Source organism: Pseudomonas sp. MT3 (assembly GCF_054720805.1).
Genome location: NZ_JBTVPY010000006.1, coordinates 189,143 through 207,826, shown reverse-complemented (window position 1 = coordinate 207,826; position 18,684 = coordinate 189,143). Strand labels below are relative to the sequence as shown.

17 protein-coding genes and 2 pseudogenes are annotated in these 18,684 nt (G+C 57.9%); 6 read left to right on the top strand and 13 right to left on the bottom strand.

What is annotated here, in order from left to right; genetic code table 11:
* Positions 1-142: 142 nt before the first annotated feature.
* From ACYCAX_RS08660 to merT, 8 genes are all read right to left on the bottom strand, one after another.
* Entirely contained in the window at positions 143-2,305 is a 2,163-nt protein-coding gene (locus ACYCAX_RS08660; protein ID WP_196708769.1) for an integrase, read from the bottom strand.
* Entirely contained in the window at positions 2,302-3,321 is a 1,020-nt protein-coding gene (locus ACYCAX_RS08655; protein WP_196708770.1) for a tyrosine-type recombinase/integrase, read from the bottom strand. The genes ACYCAX_RS08660 and ACYCAX_RS08655 overlap by 4 nt, the downstream gene beginning before the upstream one ends.
* 56 nt (positions 3,322-3,377) lie before the next feature.
* A complete protein-coding gene (locus ACYCAX_RS08650; protein ID WP_373875006.1) occupies positions 3,378-3,536 on the bottom strand; it encodes a Y-family DNA polymerase in 159 nt (52 codons plus the stop codon).
* Between the two features lie 338 nt (positions 3,537-3,874).
* Positions 3,875-4,291 (bottom strand): hypothetical protein, encoded by a 417-nt coding sequence (locus tag ACYCAX_RS08645; RefSeq protein WP_008567175.1) that lies wholly within the window; start codon positions 4,289-4,291, stop codon positions 3,875-3,877.
* An 18-nt stretch (positions 4,292-4,309) separates the two neighbouring features.
* The gene (gene merA, locus ACYCAX_RS08640; protein ID WP_008567178.1) at positions 4,310-5,992 is read right to left on the bottom strand and encodes a mercury(II) reductase; all 1,683 of its coding nucleotides are present in this window, start codon (positions 5,990-5,992) and stop codon (positions 4,310-4,312) included.
* A 32-nt stretch (positions 5,993-6,024) separates the two neighbouring features.
* A complete protein-coding gene (gene merC, locus ACYCAX_RS08635) occupies positions 6,025-6,459 on the bottom strand; it encodes an organomercurial transporter MerC (protein ID WP_008567179.1) in 435 nt (144 codons plus the stop codon).
* A gap of 12 nt (positions 6,460-6,471) precedes the next feature.
* Complete coding sequence (merP, locus tag ACYCAX_RS08630; protein WP_008567180.1) at positions 6,472-6,747, bottom strand: mercury resistance system periplasmic binding protein MerP; 276 nt, start codon at positions 6,745-6,747, stop codon at positions 6,472-6,474.
* Positions 6,748-6,760: 13 nt separating this feature from the next.
* Complete coding sequence (gene merT / locus ACYCAX_RS08625; RefSeq protein WP_008567181.1) at positions 6,761-7,111, bottom strand: mercuric ion transporter MerT; 351 nt, start codon at positions 7,109-7,111, stop codon at positions 6,761-6,763.
* Between the two features lie 71 nt (positions 7,112-7,182).
* Between merT and merR the strand changes: the two genes are divergently transcribed.
* A complete protein-coding gene (merR, locus tag ACYCAX_RS08620; protein WP_008567182.1) occupies positions 7,183-7,593 on the top strand; it encodes an Hg(II)-responsive transcriptional regulator in 411 nt (136 codons plus the stop codon).
* 358 nt (positions 7,594-7,951) lie between these two features.
* Positions 7,952-8,139, top strand: a pseudogene (locus tag ACYCAX_RS08615) (DUF4113 domain-containing protein); the annotation flags it as partial.
* Positions 8,140-8,156: 17 nt separating this feature from the next.
* Here the strand turns inward: ACYCAX_RS08615 and ACYCAX_RS08610 are convergent.
* The 5 genes and pseudogenes from ACYCAX_RS08610 to ACYCAX_RS08590 form a co-directional block, all read right to left on the bottom strand.
* Positions 8,157-8,510, bottom strand: a complete 354-nt coding sequence (locus tag ACYCAX_RS08610) for a hypothetical protein (RefSeq protein WP_008567186.1) — start codon at positions 8,508-8,510, stop codon at positions 8,157-8,159.
* A gap of 71 nt (positions 8,511-8,581) precedes the next feature.
* Positions 8,582-10,435: a site-specific integrase gene (locus ACYCAX_RS08605; protein ID WP_010794483.1), complete on the bottom strand. Its 1,854-nt coding sequence runs from the start codon at positions 10,433-10,435 to the stop codon at positions 8,582-8,584.
* Positions 10,416-12,032: a hypothetical protein gene (locus ACYCAX_RS08600; protein ID WP_010794484.1), complete on the bottom strand. Its 1,617-nt coding sequence runs from the start codon at positions 12,030-12,032 to the stop codon at positions 10,416-10,418. The genes ACYCAX_RS08605 and ACYCAX_RS08600 overlap by 20 nt, the downstream gene beginning before the upstream one ends.
* Before the next feature lie 10 nt (positions 12,033-12,042).
* Entirely contained in the window at positions 12,043-13,200 is a 1,158-nt protein-coding gene (locus ACYCAX_RS08595; protein ID WP_010794485.1) for a tyrosine-type recombinase/integrase, read from the bottom strand.
* A gap of 118 nt (positions 13,201-13,318) precedes the next feature.
* Positions 13,319-13,405, bottom strand: a pseudogene (locus ACYCAX_RS08590) (Y-family DNA polymerase); the annotation flags it as partial.
* A 98-nt stretch (positions 13,406-13,503) separates the two neighbouring features.
* Between ACYCAX_RS08590 and ACYCAX_RS08585 the strand changes: the two are divergent.
* From ACYCAX_RS08585 to ACYCAX_RS08570, 4 genes are read left to right on the top strand one after another with little or no spacing between them, the layout of a single operon-like run.
* Positions 13,504-14,649, top strand: a complete 1,146-nt coding sequence (locus tag ACYCAX_RS08585) for a tyrosine-type recombinase/integrase (RefSeq protein ID WP_370601992.1) — start codon at positions 13,504-13,506, stop codon at positions 14,647-14,649.
* The gene (locus ACYCAX_RS08580; protein ID WP_370601991.1) at positions 14,649-16,328 is read left to right on the top strand and encodes a hypothetical protein; all 1,680 of its coding nucleotides are present in this window, start codon (positions 14,649-14,651) and stop codon (positions 16,326-16,328) included. Before ACYCAX_RS08585 ends, ACYCAX_RS08580 begins: the two co-directional genes overlap by 1 nt.
* Positions 16,325-18,214: a site-specific integrase gene (locus ACYCAX_RS08575; protein ID WP_370601990.1), complete on the top strand. Its 1,890-nt coding sequence runs from the start codon at positions 16,325-16,327 to the stop codon at positions 18,212-18,214. The genes ACYCAX_RS08580 and ACYCAX_RS08575 overlap by 4 nt, the downstream gene beginning before the upstream one ends.
* A complete protein-coding gene (locus tag ACYCAX_RS08570) occupies positions 18,211-18,618 on the top strand; it encodes a TetR family transcriptional regulator (protein WP_370601989.1) in 408 nt (135 codons plus the stop codon). Before ACYCAX_RS08575 ends, ACYCAX_RS08570 begins: the two co-directional genes overlap by 4 nt.
* Positions 18,619-18,684: the final 66 nt, after the last annotated feature.

Here is an 18,684-nt window from a genome sequence, read left to right as displayed (position 1 = left end):
ATGTTTAGGTGTCCACTATGGGCTGTTCTCTGCCCGTCGTGGCCACGCATTAGATGTGTCAGATTCGATGTAAATAACTGATCAAGTCGAGTGCAATCAGGTGGCTAGGTAAGTGCCATTGCGCATGAGGGCAAATTACGCCTCAACTACTCGGTTTCTTGAACCCAATTTCGCTTGGTTTCCTGCCGTCCAGAGTAGGTACATTATCGAGCTTGCGAATAAGGCTCTCTAGCTTTTCCAAGTCGCCCTCCGCAATGGCGCGTTCATCGGGAGTCAAAGGTACGGCCTCCAAGTACCGTCTGATTGACGATTTACTTTCCAATGCTTGGGCCATAGCACTGTCTTTCGGCAAGTTGAAGTCACACCCTGCACAGGCCATACGGTGTGGGCAGCTGCTCCAGAAGGGATTCGAACAATACGAGTCACCCAAGTCATAGAAGGTGTAGGGTTCATCTGAATGGCTAGCAATTACGTCATGGTCGATCAATACGGAGACCATGTGAGCCATTTGATCGGCTTTAACAAAGGATGCGGCCAGCTTGGTAGGCCGAATTCGAATGTAATGTAAAGTCGAGTTCGGCGAGCTGTGCCCTGACCACTGCATCAGCTCGATCAACGACATGCCTTGAGGGACGCTGGCAAGCGCTGTCACTGCGGAGGCACGCCCCCGGTGGCTAGTGATGCGCCCGCGACTGTCCTCCACTGGCACTCCCGCCTTGGCGCATAACATTGGAATTATGGTGCCATTGATGACGCTGGAGCCAATGCGCTTGCCGCGAAACTGGAATAAGTAGCTAACTTTTTCCCCGGTTCGCTCATCGAGCAATGCGGCTTGGTTGGCAGGCCTATCCTCCAGCCAGGCGTCAATGCGCTCTTTCACGACCACCGCTACAGGTTTGACGAAAGCTCTGAATGTCTTACTGGCAGGAATATCGAGATAGCATAAGGTTCCTGCTGGAACGATGGTTCCATCCTCGTGTACCACATCATTGGCCTGAGGATGCGCGCATCCTTTGTCCAACCGCATAATTTCATTGCTGCGCAGGCCCGCGTGCGTCCACACCACAGCAATGGCTTGAACCATCGACAGGGGATAGTGAATCTCCGAAAGTAGATCGTTACGCTCGAGATTGAGGCTCGCCCAAATCAGCTTGAGCCAGGTCGAGTCATCAATAACGCGTGGGTTGATGCCTGAGTTAAACGCCACGGACCGCGGCGTGGCTAGGTGATGCCGGGGACTGAACTTCAAACGCCCCCAGCCCCAGAGTTCAAAGTCTGTAAAAAACCGTCGCAAGGCATGCAGAAAGCCGCGCTTTGAGTTGGCAGCGATAGGCTGGCCAAGCCCTTTGAGCTGTGTTCCCTTCGCTGACTCCAAGGCCCACTCACCGACCGTCATCCGGTCAACAGCGGCAATAAACGCAGCGCAAGTGGACATGCTCCAATCGGTGGGCGCCGCAACTCCCGGTTGCTCACGCGCTAACCAGACCCCGGTCCTCAAGATAAAACTGTAATTACTTTCACGTGTGCGGGGACGTAAGGTGGAAGTGTCTCGCCAGCGACTGCACCACATCACCCAAGCAGGGTCGATACCTTCGATGCTTTTCTCCCGCCAACCGGTATAGCCTCGCATGCGCAGAGGTTTCGCCAAAATCCCCATGGCAGCGAGGCCGTGAGACACCTTTCCGACCGATCTCGCGACACCTTCGCTTCGATGCTGTTGGCCCTTCAGCAGCAGTTCCTCAGTGAACGTTTCCAACCGCGGATCGCCGTTCTCCAGCATCAAGGTGCCCAGCACACTGGAAAGGAACTGCTCAAGATGGCGAGCAGCGTAGCCCAATGATCTCAACGCTTGGCTCAAGCGAGCGTGCTCACGCCTGAATACTTCATGGCCGAAGATAAAAGAAGCATAGATAGCCGGCTGCCGGAATTTGGCGATACGCTGCGGGGTTTGAAAACCGCCGAGGTGGTAGGCAACGGAAGCGAGGTAAGGTCGTGATCCTGCTCGACTACTGAGCAAAGTCAGCCACTGCGACTCAGACCAACACCAGTAGGGTTTACCAGTCTTGCTGACATTCCAGAGAATGGTTGCCACGGAGGAAATCGCTAATCGTTGAGAAACGCCGCTGTGAGCCGCTATATCAGCCAGCGGCCTCATGAGCCCAGGTAGCTCTGATTGGAGGTAGCGCCAGTCTGAACGGTGAAGGCGATTCGAAAGTATGGTCAGCTCCAGATTCGATAGATCGCTCTGACGTTCGTACTGGCTCGAGTCGAACGGAACATAAGGGGTGACGGAAGGAGCGCTCATTGCGATGCCCCTGCCCCAAAGAGCTCACAAAACATCCGGGCATCGAGACTACCGACAGAGTGCGCCATCTTCGCTGTGAGATCCGCGCCCGATAGGTGCAGGTAAACCAAAGTGGTTCTGGGGTCTCGATGGCCAGCATATGTGGTCAATTCATGGAGCTTCCAGCCAGCACGGGCCAGATGGGTAAGTCGAAGGTGGCGAAAGGTGTGAGTGCTCAGGTGCGACAGTTCCGCTTCCCTGGCCCACCCTTCAACCGTTTTACTCCACGTCCAACGGGTCAGAGACGAGCCTCGATTGCGATCTGATTCTGATCGAAACAACGAACCTCGCGTCCAGCCTGCTCCGTGCAAAGCATGTAGATGCTCGATTAATACTGGGGCAATTTCTGGGCTGTAGCACACGACGCGGCTGCGTTTGCCCTTGGTCGTTTCCGCTCGCACCGAGATCAGCCGATGTGCAACGTCTAAATCCTCAATCCGCAAGGCCACCAACTCGGCACGGCGAAGAGCCCCGAAGTACGCCAACGACAGCATGAGCCGGTCCCGGATAGACGACCTGGCCGCGATACTGAGAAAGTGCCGCCACTGCTCATCGGTGGGGATGTCTGGCAGCTTAATGAGCCGCGGAACCAAGCCCCTGACAAAACCTTCATGTCCAGGCACCTGGAGCAGCCGACCATGTTGTCCACGAGGTACAGGGTTTTGCTTGCAGAGACCCTGAAAAACTAGATGGTCGTACCACAAACGGATGGCGGTAAGCCGTTGGTGCAAGGTTGCATTTGCTACCGCATTCTTTTCACCGGGCAACAGCTTACGGATGTAGAGCGTAACTTGTTCGAATGTCGCGAATTCGGGCTCCAACCCACTCCCTTCGCAATGCAATAAGTAATGCGCAAGGCCGCGGCCATAGGCATCAAGCGTGGCCGGCGCACGCCCCAGATTACCCAGTAACACCAGCCACGCTTGAACACTGGGATAGCGGCTCAACACTTGCTCATGCAGTGGGGTAGTGGTCATGGGCGCCCCCCTGAGCGTACACGGAGTCAGACTAGCTCAAAAGCATTCCACTTAACTTAATACAGCGCGTAGTTGCTGCTGAATGCCACGACGCCTTGCTCCTCGACAAGATCCCGTATCTTGAAGAAAGGTTCCCCCATAGCAATGCCGAGGGCCTTGGCCTCGTTGCTCCGGCTGACGACACAGCCGTCGTTGTATCTGAATGACGCTAACAGTTAGTAGTGCATAACATATTGATATTTAACGATATTGTTACGCTAACAATTTTTCGTCCTTCGCAGCCTAAATCAGGGCTTTTCAGTCCGACCCACCCCCATGCGGCCAACTAGCTGCCCGCCTCGAATGTCGTGTCCCTGGGGCCGCGAGGCCCCAAAAAACTTTGAATGAACTTCATGAGCGTGCACATCTGTTGTCGGCTGGAGTCGTTCGGTTGTTCGGAAGAGCAGGCGAAACCGAAAAGCACACGGAGTCCTCGCATAACGTCCTTGGCTCGCAGCACTATTACGGAGACCGAAGCGTTCCCGGCCAATCAGGGCTGCTGAGAGGGCCTACATCACCGACACTCCCGGCCTTCTCCGCACCCTGGAGCGCCAAGGTACTTTCGGCCGGCCAGGCGCTCGGGCAGCCAGATGAGCAAGGGTGCCGCCCCCAGTGCCAGCAATAGCCACAGTCTGGAGAACTGCTCGCCATGCGGGTCGAAGCCATAAGCCAGCAGCCCGCCGAGCGCGAGCAACAGGAAGTACGGCGCCGTGAGGTAGCAGTGAAGTCGGCGGCAGCGTGCGGCATTGACCAGGCAGGCGCCACCCATCACCGCCAGCGCGGCGCTTGCGGCCAGGAATAGCGTGGGGTGTCGATCTGCCAGAAGAATGGTTAGCGTCGCGACAACGGCAGGCAGCCCCCAGAAGCTGATCACCTGCCATGTCTGGCGCAGGCTGTCACCCCTGCCGAGTTCATTAGTCTTAATGTTCATGTTTGCACCTCGCATTCTTTACCCGGCGCAGCAGGACAATTGCTTCACGTCCTTACTGAAGGTTTGCGCCGCGAGCTTCAGGCCCTCGACCATGGTCAGGTAGGGGAACAATTGGTCGGCTAGTTCCTGCACCGTCATCCGGGCGCGGATGGCGAGGGCGGCCGTCTGAATCAGCTCGCCCGCTTCCGGGGTCACTGCCTGCACGCCCAGCAGTCGGCCCGAGCCCGTTTCGGCGACCAGCTTGATGAACCCCCGTGTGTCAAAGTTCGCCAGAGCGCGCGGCACGTTGTCCAGGGTCAAGGTGCGGCTGTCGGTTTCGAGGCCGGCTTGGTGCGCTTCCGCTTCGCTGAAGCCGACGGTGGCCACCTGCGGATCGGTGAACACCACGGCCGGCATGGTGTCGAGATTGAGCATTGCCTCGCCGCCGGTCATGTTGATCGCCGCGCGATTGCCGGCCGCCGCCGCGACATAGACGAACTGCGGCTGGTTGGTGCAGTCGCCGGCCGCATAAATATCCGCTTTGCTGCTGCGCATGCCCTGGTCGATCTGGATGGCACCGCGTTCATCCAGCTGCACGCCGGCCGCTTCCAGGTTCAGGCCGTGGGTGTTGGGCGTGCGTCCGGTGGCGACGAGCAGTTGGTCGACCCGCACTTCACCGTGCTTGGTGGTCAGCACGAACTCGCCGTTGGCATGGGCCACCTGGCTGGCTTGCGTCTGTTCCAGCACTTCGATGCCCTCCAGGCGGAAGGCCGCCGTCAGCGCTGCGCCGATGGCCGGATCTTCACGGAAGAACAGCGAGTTGCGCGCCAGGATGGTGACGCGGCTACCCAGCCGGGCAAAGGCTTGCGCCAGCTCCAAGGCCACCACGGATGAGCCGATCACGGCGAGCCGTTGCGGAATACTGCTGCTTGCCAGCGCCTTTTCCGAGTTCCAAAAGGGGGTATCTTGCAGTCCGGGAATCGGCGGCACGGCCGCACTGGCGCCGGTGGCAATCAGGCAGCGGTCGAAGGTCACGATGCGCTCGCCCCCCTCGACCAGTTCCACACTGAGCGTGTGGCTGTCCTGGAAGCGGGCGGAGCCACGCAGCACGGTGATGGCTGGGGTGCTTTCCAGAATGCCTTCGTACTTGGCGTGGCGCAGTTCGTCGACACGACCCTGTTGCTGGGCGAGCAACCGTTCGCGCAAGACAAGCGGCGGCGTGGCGGGCAGTCCGCCATCAAACGGACTTTCGCGGCGCAGATGGGCCACGTGCGCGGCGCGAATCATGATCTTGGAGGGCACGCAGCCGACGTTGACGCAGGTGCCGCCGATGATGCCGCGCTCGATCAGGGTGACGCGGGCCCCCCTTTCTACCGCCTTGAGCGCGGCCGCCATGGCGGCGCCACCACTGCCGATAACCGCCACGTGAAGCCTGTCACCCTCTTTCCCGGCGTCAGTGCCACCGCTCAGCCAGCCCCGTGCCTTATCGAGCAGGCCGGGACGGGTAGGTAGCGTGATGTCTTCGAACGCCGCTCGATACCCCAGGGCCTCGACGGCGGCCTGCATTTGTTCACGGCTTACGGCCTCGTCGACCTTCAATTCGGCCCTCCCACTGGCGTAGGAAACATCCGCCCGATGCACGCCCGGAATCTTCTCCAAGGCCTCTTTCACATGCACGACACAGGATGCGCAGGTCATGCCAATGATTTTCAGTTCGGTCATAACGTTACTCATTGAATCGTCTCTTGTCAGGTTCACTGGTTTGGCGGCGTCGGACAGGACGCCGGGGAGCAACGGCGGTGCGCGGGCGACACGAAGTCCCAGATGGACACCCCAAACATGACGGCCAGGCCGATATAGAGCAGCCAGCCGCTCCGCCAGCCGTGAGCCAGCATCAAAAACACCGCTACCAGCACCAGGGCCGGGCCGATCAGGCCAGGCGCAGCGCGTCGCCACTGCCGGTGACTGAACCAGCCGAGGGCATTGACGAGCAGAGCCACGCCGGCAAACAACGGCAACAGCGTGGTGATGAACAGGCCTTCCCATTGGCTCAAAAAGCCCAGTCCGATCGTGGCGCCCAGGCTGGCAAGGGCGGGAAAGCACGAGGCGCAACCTATGGCGGAAACCAGCACGCCGACGGAACCGGCTTTGTCACCGATCCGTGTGAACAGATTGAAAGAATTTGCCATCGGAATGCCCGCCTATTGCTTGACGCTGGACGGGTAGCCGGCGTCCTCTGTCGCCTTGGTCAGCGCCTGCGCACTGGTCTTGGCATCGTCGAAGGTGACGATGGCTTCGCGCTTCTCATAACTCACCTCGGCCTTGGTCACGCCCTCGACCTTGGTCAGCGCTTTCTTCACCGTGATTGGGCAAGCGGCGCAGGTCATGCCCGGCACCGACAGGGTGATGATTTGGGAGGCGGCCCACACTGGGGAAACCACGGCAATGAGGGCGAGAGCGGCAAGCAGCTTTTTCATGACCAACTCCTGATTAGTAGAACAAGGGGAGGATGTAGGGGAAAGCGAGCGCGACCAGCACCAAGGCCGTCACGACCCAAAAAACGAGCTTGTAGATGGTGCTTACCTGGGGATCAGCGCAGACCTCACCGGGTATGCAGACTTGAGCCGGGCGGAAAATGCGCCGGTAAGCGAAGAACAGCGCAACCAGTGCCGCGCCAATGAAGAACGGGCGGTAAGGTTCCAGAACGGTGAGGCTGCCGATCCAGGCACCGCTGAAGCCCAAGGCGATCAGCACCAGCGGCCCCAGGCAGCACGTGGACGCGAGGATTGCCGCCAGACCTCCAGTGAGGAGTGCACCGCGCCCATTTCGCGATTCAGACATACGTTCATCCTTCCGAGTGGTTGATCGATGGGTTAAGGTTATTTCCGTAGTTAGGTACGGGGTCAAGCGGCATGCACAACGCGGTGGAAAGCCTGACCATCGGCGCCTTTGCCAAGGCAGCCGGGGTTAACGTGGAAACCATTCGGTTCTATCAACGCAAGGGGCTGTTACCCGAACCGGACAAGCCCTACGGCAGCATTCGCCGCTATGGCGAGGCGGATGTCGCACGGGTGAGATTCGTGAAGTCCGCGCAACGGCTGGGCTTTAGCCTTGATGAAGTGGCCGGACTGTTGCGACTGGACGACGGCGCGCACTGCGACGAAGCGCGTGTGCTCGCCGAGCAGAAGCTTGAGGATGTGCGTGAGAAACTCGCGGATCTTCAGCGGATCGAGTCGGTCTTGGCGCAGCTGGTTGATGACTGTTGCGCGAGCCAAGGGACAGTGAGCTGTCCGCTGATCGTTTCGCTGCAAGCGAGCAAGTGACCGCCCGCACTTCGCGCGTTAGCCCACGATTTCCCGTTTGTCAGGGCTCTCTGTTTGTCGGTCTGAAGGTGGAAAGAGCGGCGCTCATTGAGCGCCGCTGACTGGGCAAAGGAGCACTTGCAAAGGCCCTAGGTTGGTACTGCTATTTGCCCTTGTGCATCAGTGGGGCGGGCCCACGTTGCATCTGGTCGAGTAGCACATATCTACCTTGCAGGCGGACAGCCGGGCTGCGCTTCGCTTCGCCACGGCCTGCCGCCGTGGCGCCCAGTTGTTCAATCTTCTTGACGGTTTCCGCCACTAGGATTGCGTCAGCCTTGTCGCGCATGGAGACAATCTGCTCGGTCGCTCTCGTGACATCGTGATCGCCGCCGTACAGCCCGTCGCCTCTGAGAAGGTCATGCAGGTGATGGATCGGATCAATTCCAAGTGGGGTCGAGGCACGCTCCGCCTGGGCGGGGTGCCGGTGACTCCTGACTGGGGATGTGTCGGGAAATGCTCGGCCCAAGCTATACCACACGGTTAGATCAGCTCTGGACAGTGAGGTGAGGCACACCCCAGCGCTGCTAGGAAGCCGGCTTACTGCTCAGAAGAACCACCTTACCAGTGGCTACGCCCTTCAGTTGAGCTAGTTCGAGAATCAGGGTCTGATTCACTGAGGCCAGTCGAGCCAGATCCTGGCTTAGCTGTGCGTTCTCCGCGCGCAATGCTCTGTTCAGCTCCCTCTCCTTCAACAATGCTTGGTGCTTCGAATCGCGCTGTGCTCGGACTGATTTCCCCATCAGACCACGAATGCGTTCAGCCACGGCTGGGTAGGTGTTGTGGATGAGACCTGGAGTGACCCCTGCCGCTTTCGCTACGCCAGAAATGGACAGCTTTCCGTTTGTTGAAAGGATGCCGTCGATGACCTTATCGAGCATCTCCGAGGTCTTCTGTCTGGAGCGTCCGGAGGATCGTTGCGCAGTTGGCTTATTGGTCAAAGTCGGCACCTTCAAGTTCGCGTTGGGTCACTGTCGCGAGCGTCCAAAGGAGACAGGCCAAGGCTGCTGATTACGTCGAATGCGACCTGCATATCACGTTTTGCCCGTTGCCTTACAGCCGGCCCGGCATCGTCGATTTCCATCAGCTCCAGCTGATGCGAGTAGATCCCCTGCCACGTGGTGGCAAAGGTCTCGTCAATCACAGAGTGTTTGCAGCCAGGACAACGGGTTGCCTCATACAAACCAGCCCCACCACAGCCCCGTTCTGTCGCGATGCACCAGCCATGACCAGTCGCTCGAATGTTTGCATGGGGGGCTGTCTGGGCCAGCAAGGCACTCCGATCTTTGATCGGAATGGCACGTAGCTCCATGATCCTCTCACCCGCCCCTCCAGCAAGTGGCTGATCATCCAACCACGACTCGATGAGATCGATCTTGAATTCCGTCATCTGTTGGAGGATTTCATCGAACAGGGTGAGATCCTGTAGGGGGTTGGAGGCATAGAGCTGAGTCATGCTCATACTGCTGTGTTTGAACTGCCACTTGAGGAAGACGAGCGAGGTACGCCCCATGCGAGACTCAACGAAGCACCGGGCATAGGTGCGACGGCACTGGTGAGTCCGCAATGGCCAATCACTTCCAGCCGCTTTTGCGACGCGCTTGAAGGCTTCATTGGAACCTGCGGCGCTGAGCACTTCGATGTGTCCAACACGTTCGGCTTTGTTGCCGTACCCATTCAAGCAGAGGAACAGTCTCTTCGAGTCCTTTCTGGCTTTCTCCAATCGAAGCAAAAGATCAGCGGAGTCAACTGAATTGCATGACAGTTCAAGGTCACTCAACTCCGCCTCGAGCTCCCTTCTCATGGGGGTTGAGCACATGGCGAAGAGATTCAACGCATCCAGCGTAAGCTCAGGGACAAGATAGTCGACTCGTCCCTTTCCCGTTTTATGCTCGGTCGTGGTTACCCAGCAGTAAGTAACGCCATCCACTACCTCTTTTCGCCACGCACCGACTTCAATCCCGATGACCTCTTCGTTACGCATGCCACTGGTAATGGATGCAATGTACAAAACAGCATCGCGGCAACGAATCATTTTGGGGCTGCGGCGAGTGAAAGTGTCAATTCCGGTGGCTTTCAGATCTTCTTTCGTCTTATGAACGATCTGCTCGCAATAGTTGAAGATCTTCGCCTGATCATCTGGCGGAATTATATCCGTTCTACCCGTATTCTTATTGGCAGCCGAAGTACCCCTTGCTTCTCCAATTCCGCTGACTCGCCACAGGGACGAGTCCCCCCACGGAAAACACTGAAGAGGGGAAAGGGTTTCGGCAGAGAATATCCATAAAAAGTCAATTATCCGCAGCCTGGAATAAAGAGGCATTGGTCTTAACGACTCTGACTTGCAATGGTGAATATAATTACTAATGTGTATGGGCCGAACATCGGAAAATCGTTCAAGCTCTAAATCGCTAAGCCAACGAATAAATGGAATGACACTGGCACTGACGAGAGTTGTAATACCCCGTGCGACAGGTGGCTTTGACCCTGGAAGCCCTCTCTTGAACCATGCATACGCAACTGCTTTGCAGTCATCAATCATCTCAGGTGGGAGATTAAAATCCCAACTGACGTACTTGTGCCCCTCGTTTACGTTAGATTGATCAAAGAAAGGTCGAAGATCCCAGCGAGCATCGCCAAAGCGGCTTAATACAAGAGTTTCGCCACGATCATTAACAATGGCACTAATAACTATCGCATCACGCTCAGCCTTGCTGAGGCCCGAGGCAGTTACAGGTTGCGCGAATAGCACATCATAGGCCTTAAGGGCGGCCCTAGAGTTCCGATTAGCCGACAAGAGCGTCACCTCGAACTTTCCTCATAAACTCAATCTTGCATCCCCAGAACGGATGAGGGGACGCTTTCGCTTTGGCTTTAGCCGCTTCGATCAGTTCAATCTTGAATTTTCGAGACGTAAACTCGTCAATAAGCCTGATGAAATCGCCCTGGCGTTTCCGCCATGCCGCCCACTCATCTGTTAAAAAATACTCCATCTCAGCGTGCAAAAACTGCTGATAGCTGAACAGTCGATACAAGTCTCCGAGAGTCCCTACAATTGCGTAACTAGGACATGTCAAGCAATGAATGAACTCGGAACAATGGGTAACGCCATCTTTGGGTGCCAGGCTTCCATAGAGGCTATCTTTGCAACCTCCTGGGGGTGTCGGTGTGACGTTGATGCCACGCAGCTGATCGGTGAATGCTTCCCCTACGAAGGTGGCACCCTCAACCTTGATCTCGTCATTTATCTTCAAATAGTGGTTATCAGCAACGCTAGGGGAATGGCCCATCACAGCGGACACCTCCAGTAGGTCGCCGCCGCTGAGCTTCCAAAGCCTACTTTCCATAGTCTTTCGAAGACGACTGAGATTAACGATCAGCGGTTGGCCCTGATCGTCCTTCAAAGCATGCCGCGCACAGATACTCTTTGTTGATTGAAATAGCGTACTGGAAGCCAGCGCGACTACCCTATGACCATGCCCATTCTGTCCGGCGCGGTAAAGCCAAACATGCGACTTAAGCTTTTCAGGCGCAAACCCAACCAGTGGCTCAGAAATTGCCAAAGCCTTATTTACAACAGCCACCCCATCTAAAGGAATTGGGTTATATCCGTCATGCAGTTCAGTTTGTCGAATGGTTTTGCTCTGAGCACCCTTGCCGCGTCTTTTTACGGTGTTCAAGAGCCGAAGATTGGGGATGAATGGATGCGGCTGGAGTGCATCTCTAGACATTTCCAGAAGCGGCGTAGTGTTAATTCCAGATCTGGCCGCAGTAATCAGCAATAAGACCGTCATTGCTTCGGCGTCATTTCCAGAGAATAAGCCCTTATGAATGGCTACTAAATCTGACTTTAGCGCAGTGATGAGCCCCTGCATTTCCGAGAGACTGAGCGGCTTCGCGTCATTGGTCGATTTCGCGGTATGGGGGAAAGGAACGGCTGGAAGTAGATCATCTTTATCCGCCTCAACGAATCCGTATTCAATTAGGCTGATGATCAATGACTTCAGCGACGTGTAATAGTTCTTCGCAGTTGACCCGTTTGGATACTTGAGCTTAAGCCACGAAACATATCGCTCAAGATGCCGCTTGGTCAGGCTGTTCGGGGTTGACGGCGGAGAATCAATCGTTCCGCTTTTCAGGAAGGCCATGAAATATCGAAGGCCATTGCTGGAGTACCCTACAAGAGTGGCCAGGGAGAAATTCCCTCCATTGACCAGTGCTCTGATTACATGAATACTCTGAATAGCCCATGCGTCAAAGCCAAACCCAATGTACTGAGAGTGATCAATCTTAGTTACATTCCGGGGATTTTTCGGAAGATCGATTCTAAGCTCATTCTCTACGGTCTCGAATCCTTTAGTGACCGATTGCATTTCAGCTTTATAGTTTTTCTTTCGGGCCAACAGTAGTACCTCAGATGCTTGGAGTAGAGACGGCCATAAACATCATGTCTATCTCGTCTTCATGAGCAAGGACAGACTGAGCCTCTAGCTGATTAATGAGATGCAGGTACACCATCGTTGTTTGAACGTCGGAGTGTCCCATCCTGTCTCGGACATAGAGCAATGGCTCTCCTTTAAAGTCTCGGCTTTTCCTCAGGGCAAGAAGGGTATAAGTCCCATAGGTATGACGAAGCATGTGGGCCCTAACATAAAATCCGCACTTGCGCTCATACGCCTTCATCACGTCGACGATGGAGTCTTTCGTGTACTGCCGCCCCTCCCTTGTCAGCACCAAGGCCGTGGCGCGCCCGTTGCCGGCCGCTTTCCGTACTTCGCGCTCATGAAGCGTGTACGACCACATTTCCTCCATCAGCGACCAAGGCACGTCAATTGTTCGAGGGCGGCCGTACTTGAGATGCATGTCCGATGGCTCGAGAGCCACGCTGATCATTTGCCCAGGGCGGAGGCCCTTCTTCAGCCGAGGATTAAAGACGTACTTGAAAGGGAAAGTGCGCGCCTCGCAGGAGCGAAGACCAGTGCGAACCATCAGATGGAACAAGATCCGGTGACTTGGATCGGCATCGAGGGCGAGGCAAACCTTAGCCTGATCTTTGGTCAGGAATTTGGTCAATCGCTTACGCTCTCGCACCATCACTGAGGGCTTCGTACTCTCGGCGTTAGGACGAGCTACGTGACTGAGGAAGCCGGAATGCGGAGTCGCTCTGACCCTTCGCTCGCCAAAGGGCAGCGCTGCGATCAGATCACGCTGCTTGGCCCATTGGTAGAACCTCACAATTAGGTTCAGTCGCTTGTTCAGAGTGCTGGGATCTAGTTCCAACTCACCGCTCGACCAGTCTCTATACCGCGACAGGACGCTCAGGCCATCTGCCTGACTCTCCTCATTCCAGGCCAGACCATTGGCCTCGAGGAAGGCGAAGTAGTCGAACAGACGGCGTCCATAGGCCTCCCACGTCAGAGCACTGAGTGCCTCACCTGACTCGACTAGCGTGTGCCAAAGGAAAGATTGCGCCGGCTCCACTGGCCAACCGTCGGCGCCAACCAACAGAGGGAAACCTTCGAATGATCGACCCGCTACAGCAAGGTCTTTTGTTGCGAACACCAGCCTCATTTCACAGCCTTAAACACCATCCAGATGACTCCCCTTCAGAGGCTGGAATGTAATTTCTCAGGCTTCTATCAAGGTGGTGCGGACTGTAATTCATTTACTAACGGAAGCAATCCCTCAGATCGTTGTTGCTCAGCACCACCACCGGCCGGCCGCGCAGGTCGGGGCGGAACAGCCTCTCGCAAGAGACATAGAAATTGTTGTTCAGGGGCTTGCTAAAGGTTAGAAATTAAGTAGCTTTATAAACAATGATTTAAAAATAGCTTTAGCAGCAATAGGGATAGGTCAGAGGCTGGGGGTAGGTTGATGGAGCTTGTGTGGGCTACCGAGGATTTGGTGATTGCCGGTCGTCCTTATCCAGGCTTTCCGATCCTGCTTTGGGACACGCTGGACAGTTGCGTCCCCGCCAATGAATTCTTTCGCCACTACCTGTTGCGTGGAGCTATTGGGTCACGGAAGTCATGGCCAAGCCCGGGGCGTGCGCTATACGACTTTTTCAGTTTCCTCCAGGCGCATGACCTTGACTGGCGCGACGTGGACCGTGGCGAGGCCAAGAGTGTCGTAGCGGCCTACCGGGACTACTGCCTGGTGGAGTGCAAGTTGGCCCCATCAACAACCCGTCAACGGCTGCACTATGTGTGCAAGTTCTACGAGTATGCACAGCAGCAGGGATGGGTGAGCAGACTGCCGTTTGGCTATGAGGAACGGACGGTCAAACGTGCCCCCGGCTTCCTTGCCCACGTCGATGCCAGCGGCGGCAAGGCCATGGTGAACGACATCATGCCGCGCAAGCATCGGGCGCTGCCGAGGTTTCTGAGCATGGATGAAATCAAGGCGTTGCTGGCGACGCAGGAAAATCCGCATCACCGAATGATGATTCGGCTCGGACTTCAGACTGGACTGCGCCGGGAGGAAATCGCCTCTTTCCCGCTTGCCTACATCTTCGATCCGGATAAAGCCGGTAGGCGCGAGCGCAACATCCGGATTCACCTCGATCCTCACGATGGCCATGGCATGCGCACCAAGGGCAGCAAGCCGCGCGACATCTACATAAGTCGCCGCTTCCTCGCCGATTTGCATCGCTACGTAGTGCAGGTTCGCGGTGAGCGGGCCTCATTGAACCGCACCCAGCACGAGCCGCTGTTCCTGAACCAGTTTGGTGAACCCTTCGCCGATGATGGCAAGCGCATTGAGCGTATCGTCCGGGAAACCGGCAAGCGGGCCGGTATCAGAGTCCATACGCACATGCTGCGCCACACCTACGCCACCCATACCCTGGTCGCGCTTCAGCGCAACCGAGGCAGCGTGGAGCCGCTGGTGTTCTTGCAGCGGCAGCTCGGCCATAGCTCGATCCAGACGACGATGGTGTACCTGCACCTGGTCAACGAACTGGCCGACGACGCGGTGCTGGCCTACGACGATGAGTTGAACGAAGGGTTGGGATCGGTCTGATGGGCAAACGTAAGGTATTCAACAGGACCGACCTCAGCGTCCCGCAGGTCGAGCACAGCCGCGACTCGGCGGGTCGTGTCGTCGTTCTCCCCGAGGCGATTCCGCCGGCCACGACTACGGTCGCCTTCGGGCGCAATGCCACGCGCTCCCGGGGCTTCGACTTCGCACCCTGGTACGGCACGGGCATCGATCCGATCACCTACGCCTGCCAGCGGCAGATTGAGCGCTTCCTGGCCCGGCAGGACGGCGGGCTCGAGGCCAGTTCCGTAGCGAGCATCTGTAAAGGTGGTTTACGTCACTTCCTCAACTACATAGTGCTGCGCGCAACCGCGCTCAGGCGCGGGCTGACCCTGGACGACATTGATCGCGCCGTAATTGACGGGTTTCTTGGCCACCTCGCCGGACTGGGCATAACCACCCTTAGCCAGAGGAGCCACTACACCAGCACGAAGTCCGTCCTTCACGCGTTGGGCCAGCGTGGGCTAATTTCTCTGGTCACCACAGGGGACGATGCGACTTTTCCACCAAACCCGTTCCCGAACAGCAGCGGAAAGAGTAAAGGCGAAACGCCGCTGCCGAAGCGTCAGCGGCAGGCGTTCACCACCGCGCTCAGGCAAGCGGTCATGCCGATCTGGCACGACGACGCCCCGGTAACCGGCGAGTTGTTGGCTTATGCCCTGCTGACCGTAGCGCTGCACACCGGGCGCAATTCCACGCCGCTGCTGGAGATGGAGCGCGATTGCCTGCGCGCTCATCCCAAGGATAACAGCGTATTCCTGGTCCTTTGGAAGCGCCGTGGGCACACCAGCCACAAGGTGGCGCTGCGCGCCGAGAGCACGGCTGCACACCTGTTGGAGTCCACGCCAACCGTCAAGACCAATGTCGAGCGCCTGATTCGGCGCGTCCTTGCCCACAGCGAACCGCTGCGTGCGGAGGCCTCGGACGACCTCAAGGAGCGTGTGTGGCTGTATCGCGTGCACCGCGGCCCAGGGCGCGGCAGCGTCATTGCACTGAATGATGGGACGTTGAAGTTGGCGATCAAGAAACTCGTGGCCGACCACGCGCTCACCGATATCGACGGCCAGCCGCTGCGCATCAACGTCTCTCGCCTACGCAAAACGTTCGCCAACCGAATTTTCGAGTTACTAGCGGGCGACCTGGTGACCACGGCCATCGCGCTTGGCAACACGCCCCAGGTGGCCGAGCGAAATTATTTGGCACCTAGCGGAGACGCGAGGCGCAACTGGCGATTTATGGGCGAGATACTGGTTCAAGAGCTACTGACCCGCACCATCGGCGCGACCTACCAGACCACCCCAATGGGGCGCTGTGGCGACCCGGTGAACGGCCAGTACGCACCGAAACGTGAAGGGACAGCGTGTTTCTCGTTCCTCAACTGTCTGCGCTGCAAGCATTACGCGGTGACGGGGGAAGATTTGCACCGCCTATTCAGCTTCTACTTCCGCGTATTCGCGGAGCGTACGCGCATGGATAAGCGGCGCTGGACGCGGGAATACGCGCACATTCCTCGATTGATTGACGACTATATCGTGGCAGAGGGGCTGCGACGCGGGACCTTCAAGCCGGCGGCCGTCGAAGCTGCCCGAGAGCGTGCGCACCGCGAGCCGCACCCGTTCTGGTCGTCCGATGTGGTGGAGAAGTTGGAGATCTTTGCATGAGCGACAACAACGTGGTCATGCTGCCTTGGGCGAGCATCGAGTCACGGCCGGGGGATGTACGCGGGCTGCCCGAGAGCGACCGCGACGCGCTCATCGTGAGCGCCATCCAAGTCGATGGACACTGGGTCATCCTCAGCCGCTATGGCGACGACATTTGGCAGTTGGACGGCTTTACCAACAACGTGCCAGACAACTTGCGGCACCAAGACTTCAGTCGCGTGCCCGCTGCGTTTAAGGAGGTGATGAAGGCCCTGCTGTACCGCTACCTGCGGCGCGGTCGCGCGGGGCAGAAGCGGCCCAAAGCGAGCACTTTGCGCAATTTTTTTGAGAATGCGCTGCCCTTCCTACGGCATCTAAACGCGCTCAAACTCAGCTACTTCGGCGCGGTGACTCCCATGGTTTGCGCGAACTACGTTACCGAGTGTCGGGCGCACCGGCAGACGCGCCGAAGCCGGGGCAAGCCGCTGTCCCAGAGCGCCCTTGAGCGTCGCTTCATGGCGGTCGAGGCGCTTCATGAACTGAGCCAGTACACCCACGACCCGATCCCTCAGCATCCTTGGCCCGATACCTCGGCGAATGCGATGGCCGGCAGCTGGGCGGTCCGCAAGCAGGGCGGCAAAACACCTCTGATGCCGGATGAGGTGTTCTGCACCCTGTTCGAGAGGGCCTATGAGCAGGTTCAGCACGGTAAGGCCCTACTCGATTTGCGCGACACCCTCAATGCCGTCGCCACAGAGCGAAGAAGACAGGTTACTAGAACAGTCATAGAGGCTAAAAACCGCCACCTCACCGCTTTTGGTTGGGAAGGCGGCCTGGGGGCGTTCAACCAGGCGATCCTTGATCTACGAACCGCCTGCTACATCGTGCTGGCCAGCACCTCCGGTTGCCGCAACCACGAACTGGCCAACGTTCGGTCGGGTGCGCACCACCGCACCGAGGACGACGAGGGCACGATCTATCACTGGCTGCGTTCCAGGTCGGATAAGACCGACACTGGGGTCCACGACTGGATGATCCCCGAGGTCGCCGTGCACGTGTTACGCCTGATGGAGCGCTGGGCCGAGCCGTATCAGGCCATGATCGCCGCCGAGATCGCCGAGCGGCGAAGGGTCAACCCGCGCGACCCAGAAATCGCCAAGGCGCATAAGCATCAGCATGCGCTCTTTCTCGGGGTGAGCCCTGCAAAGGGTAATCAGGTTCGCACCCTGTCGGGCATCGCATGGAACGATGCCCTCAAGGCGTTCGCGCAGGGCGGTGCGCTGGACTGGAACCTCGCCAGCCATCAATTCCGCCGCAAATTCGCCAACTACGCGGCGCACAGCCAGTTCGGCGACCTGCGCTACCTCCGCGAGCACTACGCGCACTGGTCCATGGACATGACGCTGGGCTACGCCATGGACCAGGACTGGGGCCAGCACTTCGACATCGAGTTGTACAACGACATCCAGGCCGAACTCGAAGACATCAAGTTCGGCGTCGTTGACACCTGGATGGGGGACGAACCGCTGGCCGGCGGCTACGGTCGCTCGATCAAACGCTGGCGGCGCGATCCGGCGAACCTTGCCATCTTCAAGAGCCATGCCTCGATGGTGACCTCAATTGCCGAGAGCACCACGATCCGCAGCAATGGCCACGCCTGGTGTACCGCCAGCGACGACCGTTGCGTCGGCAACACCCTGGAGCGGACGCGCTGCGGCGACTGCAACAACGCCGTGATTGGGCGCGGCCACGTTGGCATATACCAGCGTCTCTACGACAACCTGAAGGGGTTGCTGGATTGCAACGACATTGGTGACGGTGGCCGCCAGCGCATCTTGCGCGACCTGGGGCGCTGCCGTGACGTGCTTGTGCAGCTTGGATACGACCCGGAGGCGAACGTAGCATGACGACCATACGCAAGCCCTCGGACGCCCGCGAGCGGGATTTGCAACTCGCGCTCGCCCGCATCCAGCGTGGTCGGGCACATACCGGGGAAACCAAGGTCACTATCGCCGCTGTGGCGCGCGAGGCGGGCGTTTCGACAGCGCTGATCCACAACCACTACCCCATAATCGCCGAGGCGATCCGCGATGCTCAGGGGCGCTCTAGTCGCGCCCAACGCGATGTGAAGCACCAAGATCTCCGTGCGGAGCGTGAGAAGAATCGCGCGCTTCGCAAGGAGATAGAGGAACTGCGCGCCAAGGTCGCCCGCCTCGCCTCCATCAACGAGGTTTTGATAGCCGAGAACCGAGTTCTACAGGCAAAGCAGAGCGACTCCAAGGTGGTCGATCTGGTCCCGTGCATACTCTGACGTAATCCCGACAGCAGTCATGCTCTAAACCCGCTACTGATAATGCTCCAATGGCTCCGCCAATTA

Bases quoted from the DNA above. Each gene is read 5' to 3' on its own strand.
- merA (WP_008567178.1), bottom strand. From the start codon at position 5,992: ATGACCGAACTGAAAATCATTGGCATGACCTGCGCATCCTGTGTCGTG.
- merT (WP_008567181.1), bottom strand. From the start codon at position 7,111: ATGTCTGAATCGCGAAATGGGCGCGGTGCACTCCTCACTGGAGGTCTG.
- ACYCAX_RS08575 (WP_370601990.1), top strand. From the start codon at position 16,325: ATGAGCGACAACAACGTGGTCATGCTGCCTTGGGCGAGCATCGAGTCA.
- ACYCAX_RS08585 (WP_370601992.1), top strand. From the start codon at position 13,504: ATGGAGCTTGTGTGGGCTACCGAGGATTTGGTGATTGCCGGTCGTCCT.
- ACYCAX_RS08645 (WP_008567175.1), bottom strand. From the start codon at position 4,291: ATGAACATTAAGACTAATGAACTCGGCAGGGGTGACAGCCTGCGCCAG.
- ACYCAX_RS08570 (WP_370601989.1), top strand. From the start codon at position 18,211: ATGACGACCATACGCAAGCCCTCGGACGCCCGCGAGCGGGATTTGCAA.
- ACYCAX_RS08660 (WP_196708769.1), bottom strand. From the start codon at position 2,305: ATGAGCGCTCCTTCCGTCACCCCTTATGTTCCGTTCGACTCGAGCCAG.
- merR (WP_008567182.1), top strand. From the start codon at position 7,183: ATGCACAACGCGGTGGAAAGCCTGACCATCGGCGCCTTTGCCAAGGCA.
- ACYCAX_RS08580 (WP_370601991.1), top strand. From the start codon at position 14,649: ATGGGCAAACGTAAGGTATTCAACAGGACCGACCTCAGCGTCCCGCAG.
- merC (WP_008567179.1), bottom strand. From the start codon at position 6,459: ATGGCAAATTCTTTCAATCTGTTCACACGGATCGGTGACAAAGCCGGT.
- ACYCAX_RS08610 (WP_008567186.1), bottom strand. From the start codon at position 8,510: ATGCTCGATAAGGTCATCGACGGCATCCTTTCAACAAACGGAAAGCTG.
- ACYCAX_RS08595 (WP_010794485.1), bottom strand. From the start codon at position 13,200: ATGAGGCTGGTGTTCGCAACAAAAGACCTTGCTGTAGCGGGTCGATCA.
- merP (WP_008567180.1), bottom strand. From the start codon at position 6,747: ATGAAAAAGCTGCTTGCCGCTCTCGCCCTCATTGCCGTGGTTTCCCCA.
- ACYCAX_RS08655 (WP_196708770.1), bottom strand. From the start codon at position 3,321: ATGACCACTACCCCACTGCATGAGCAAGTGTTGAGCCGCTATCCCAGT.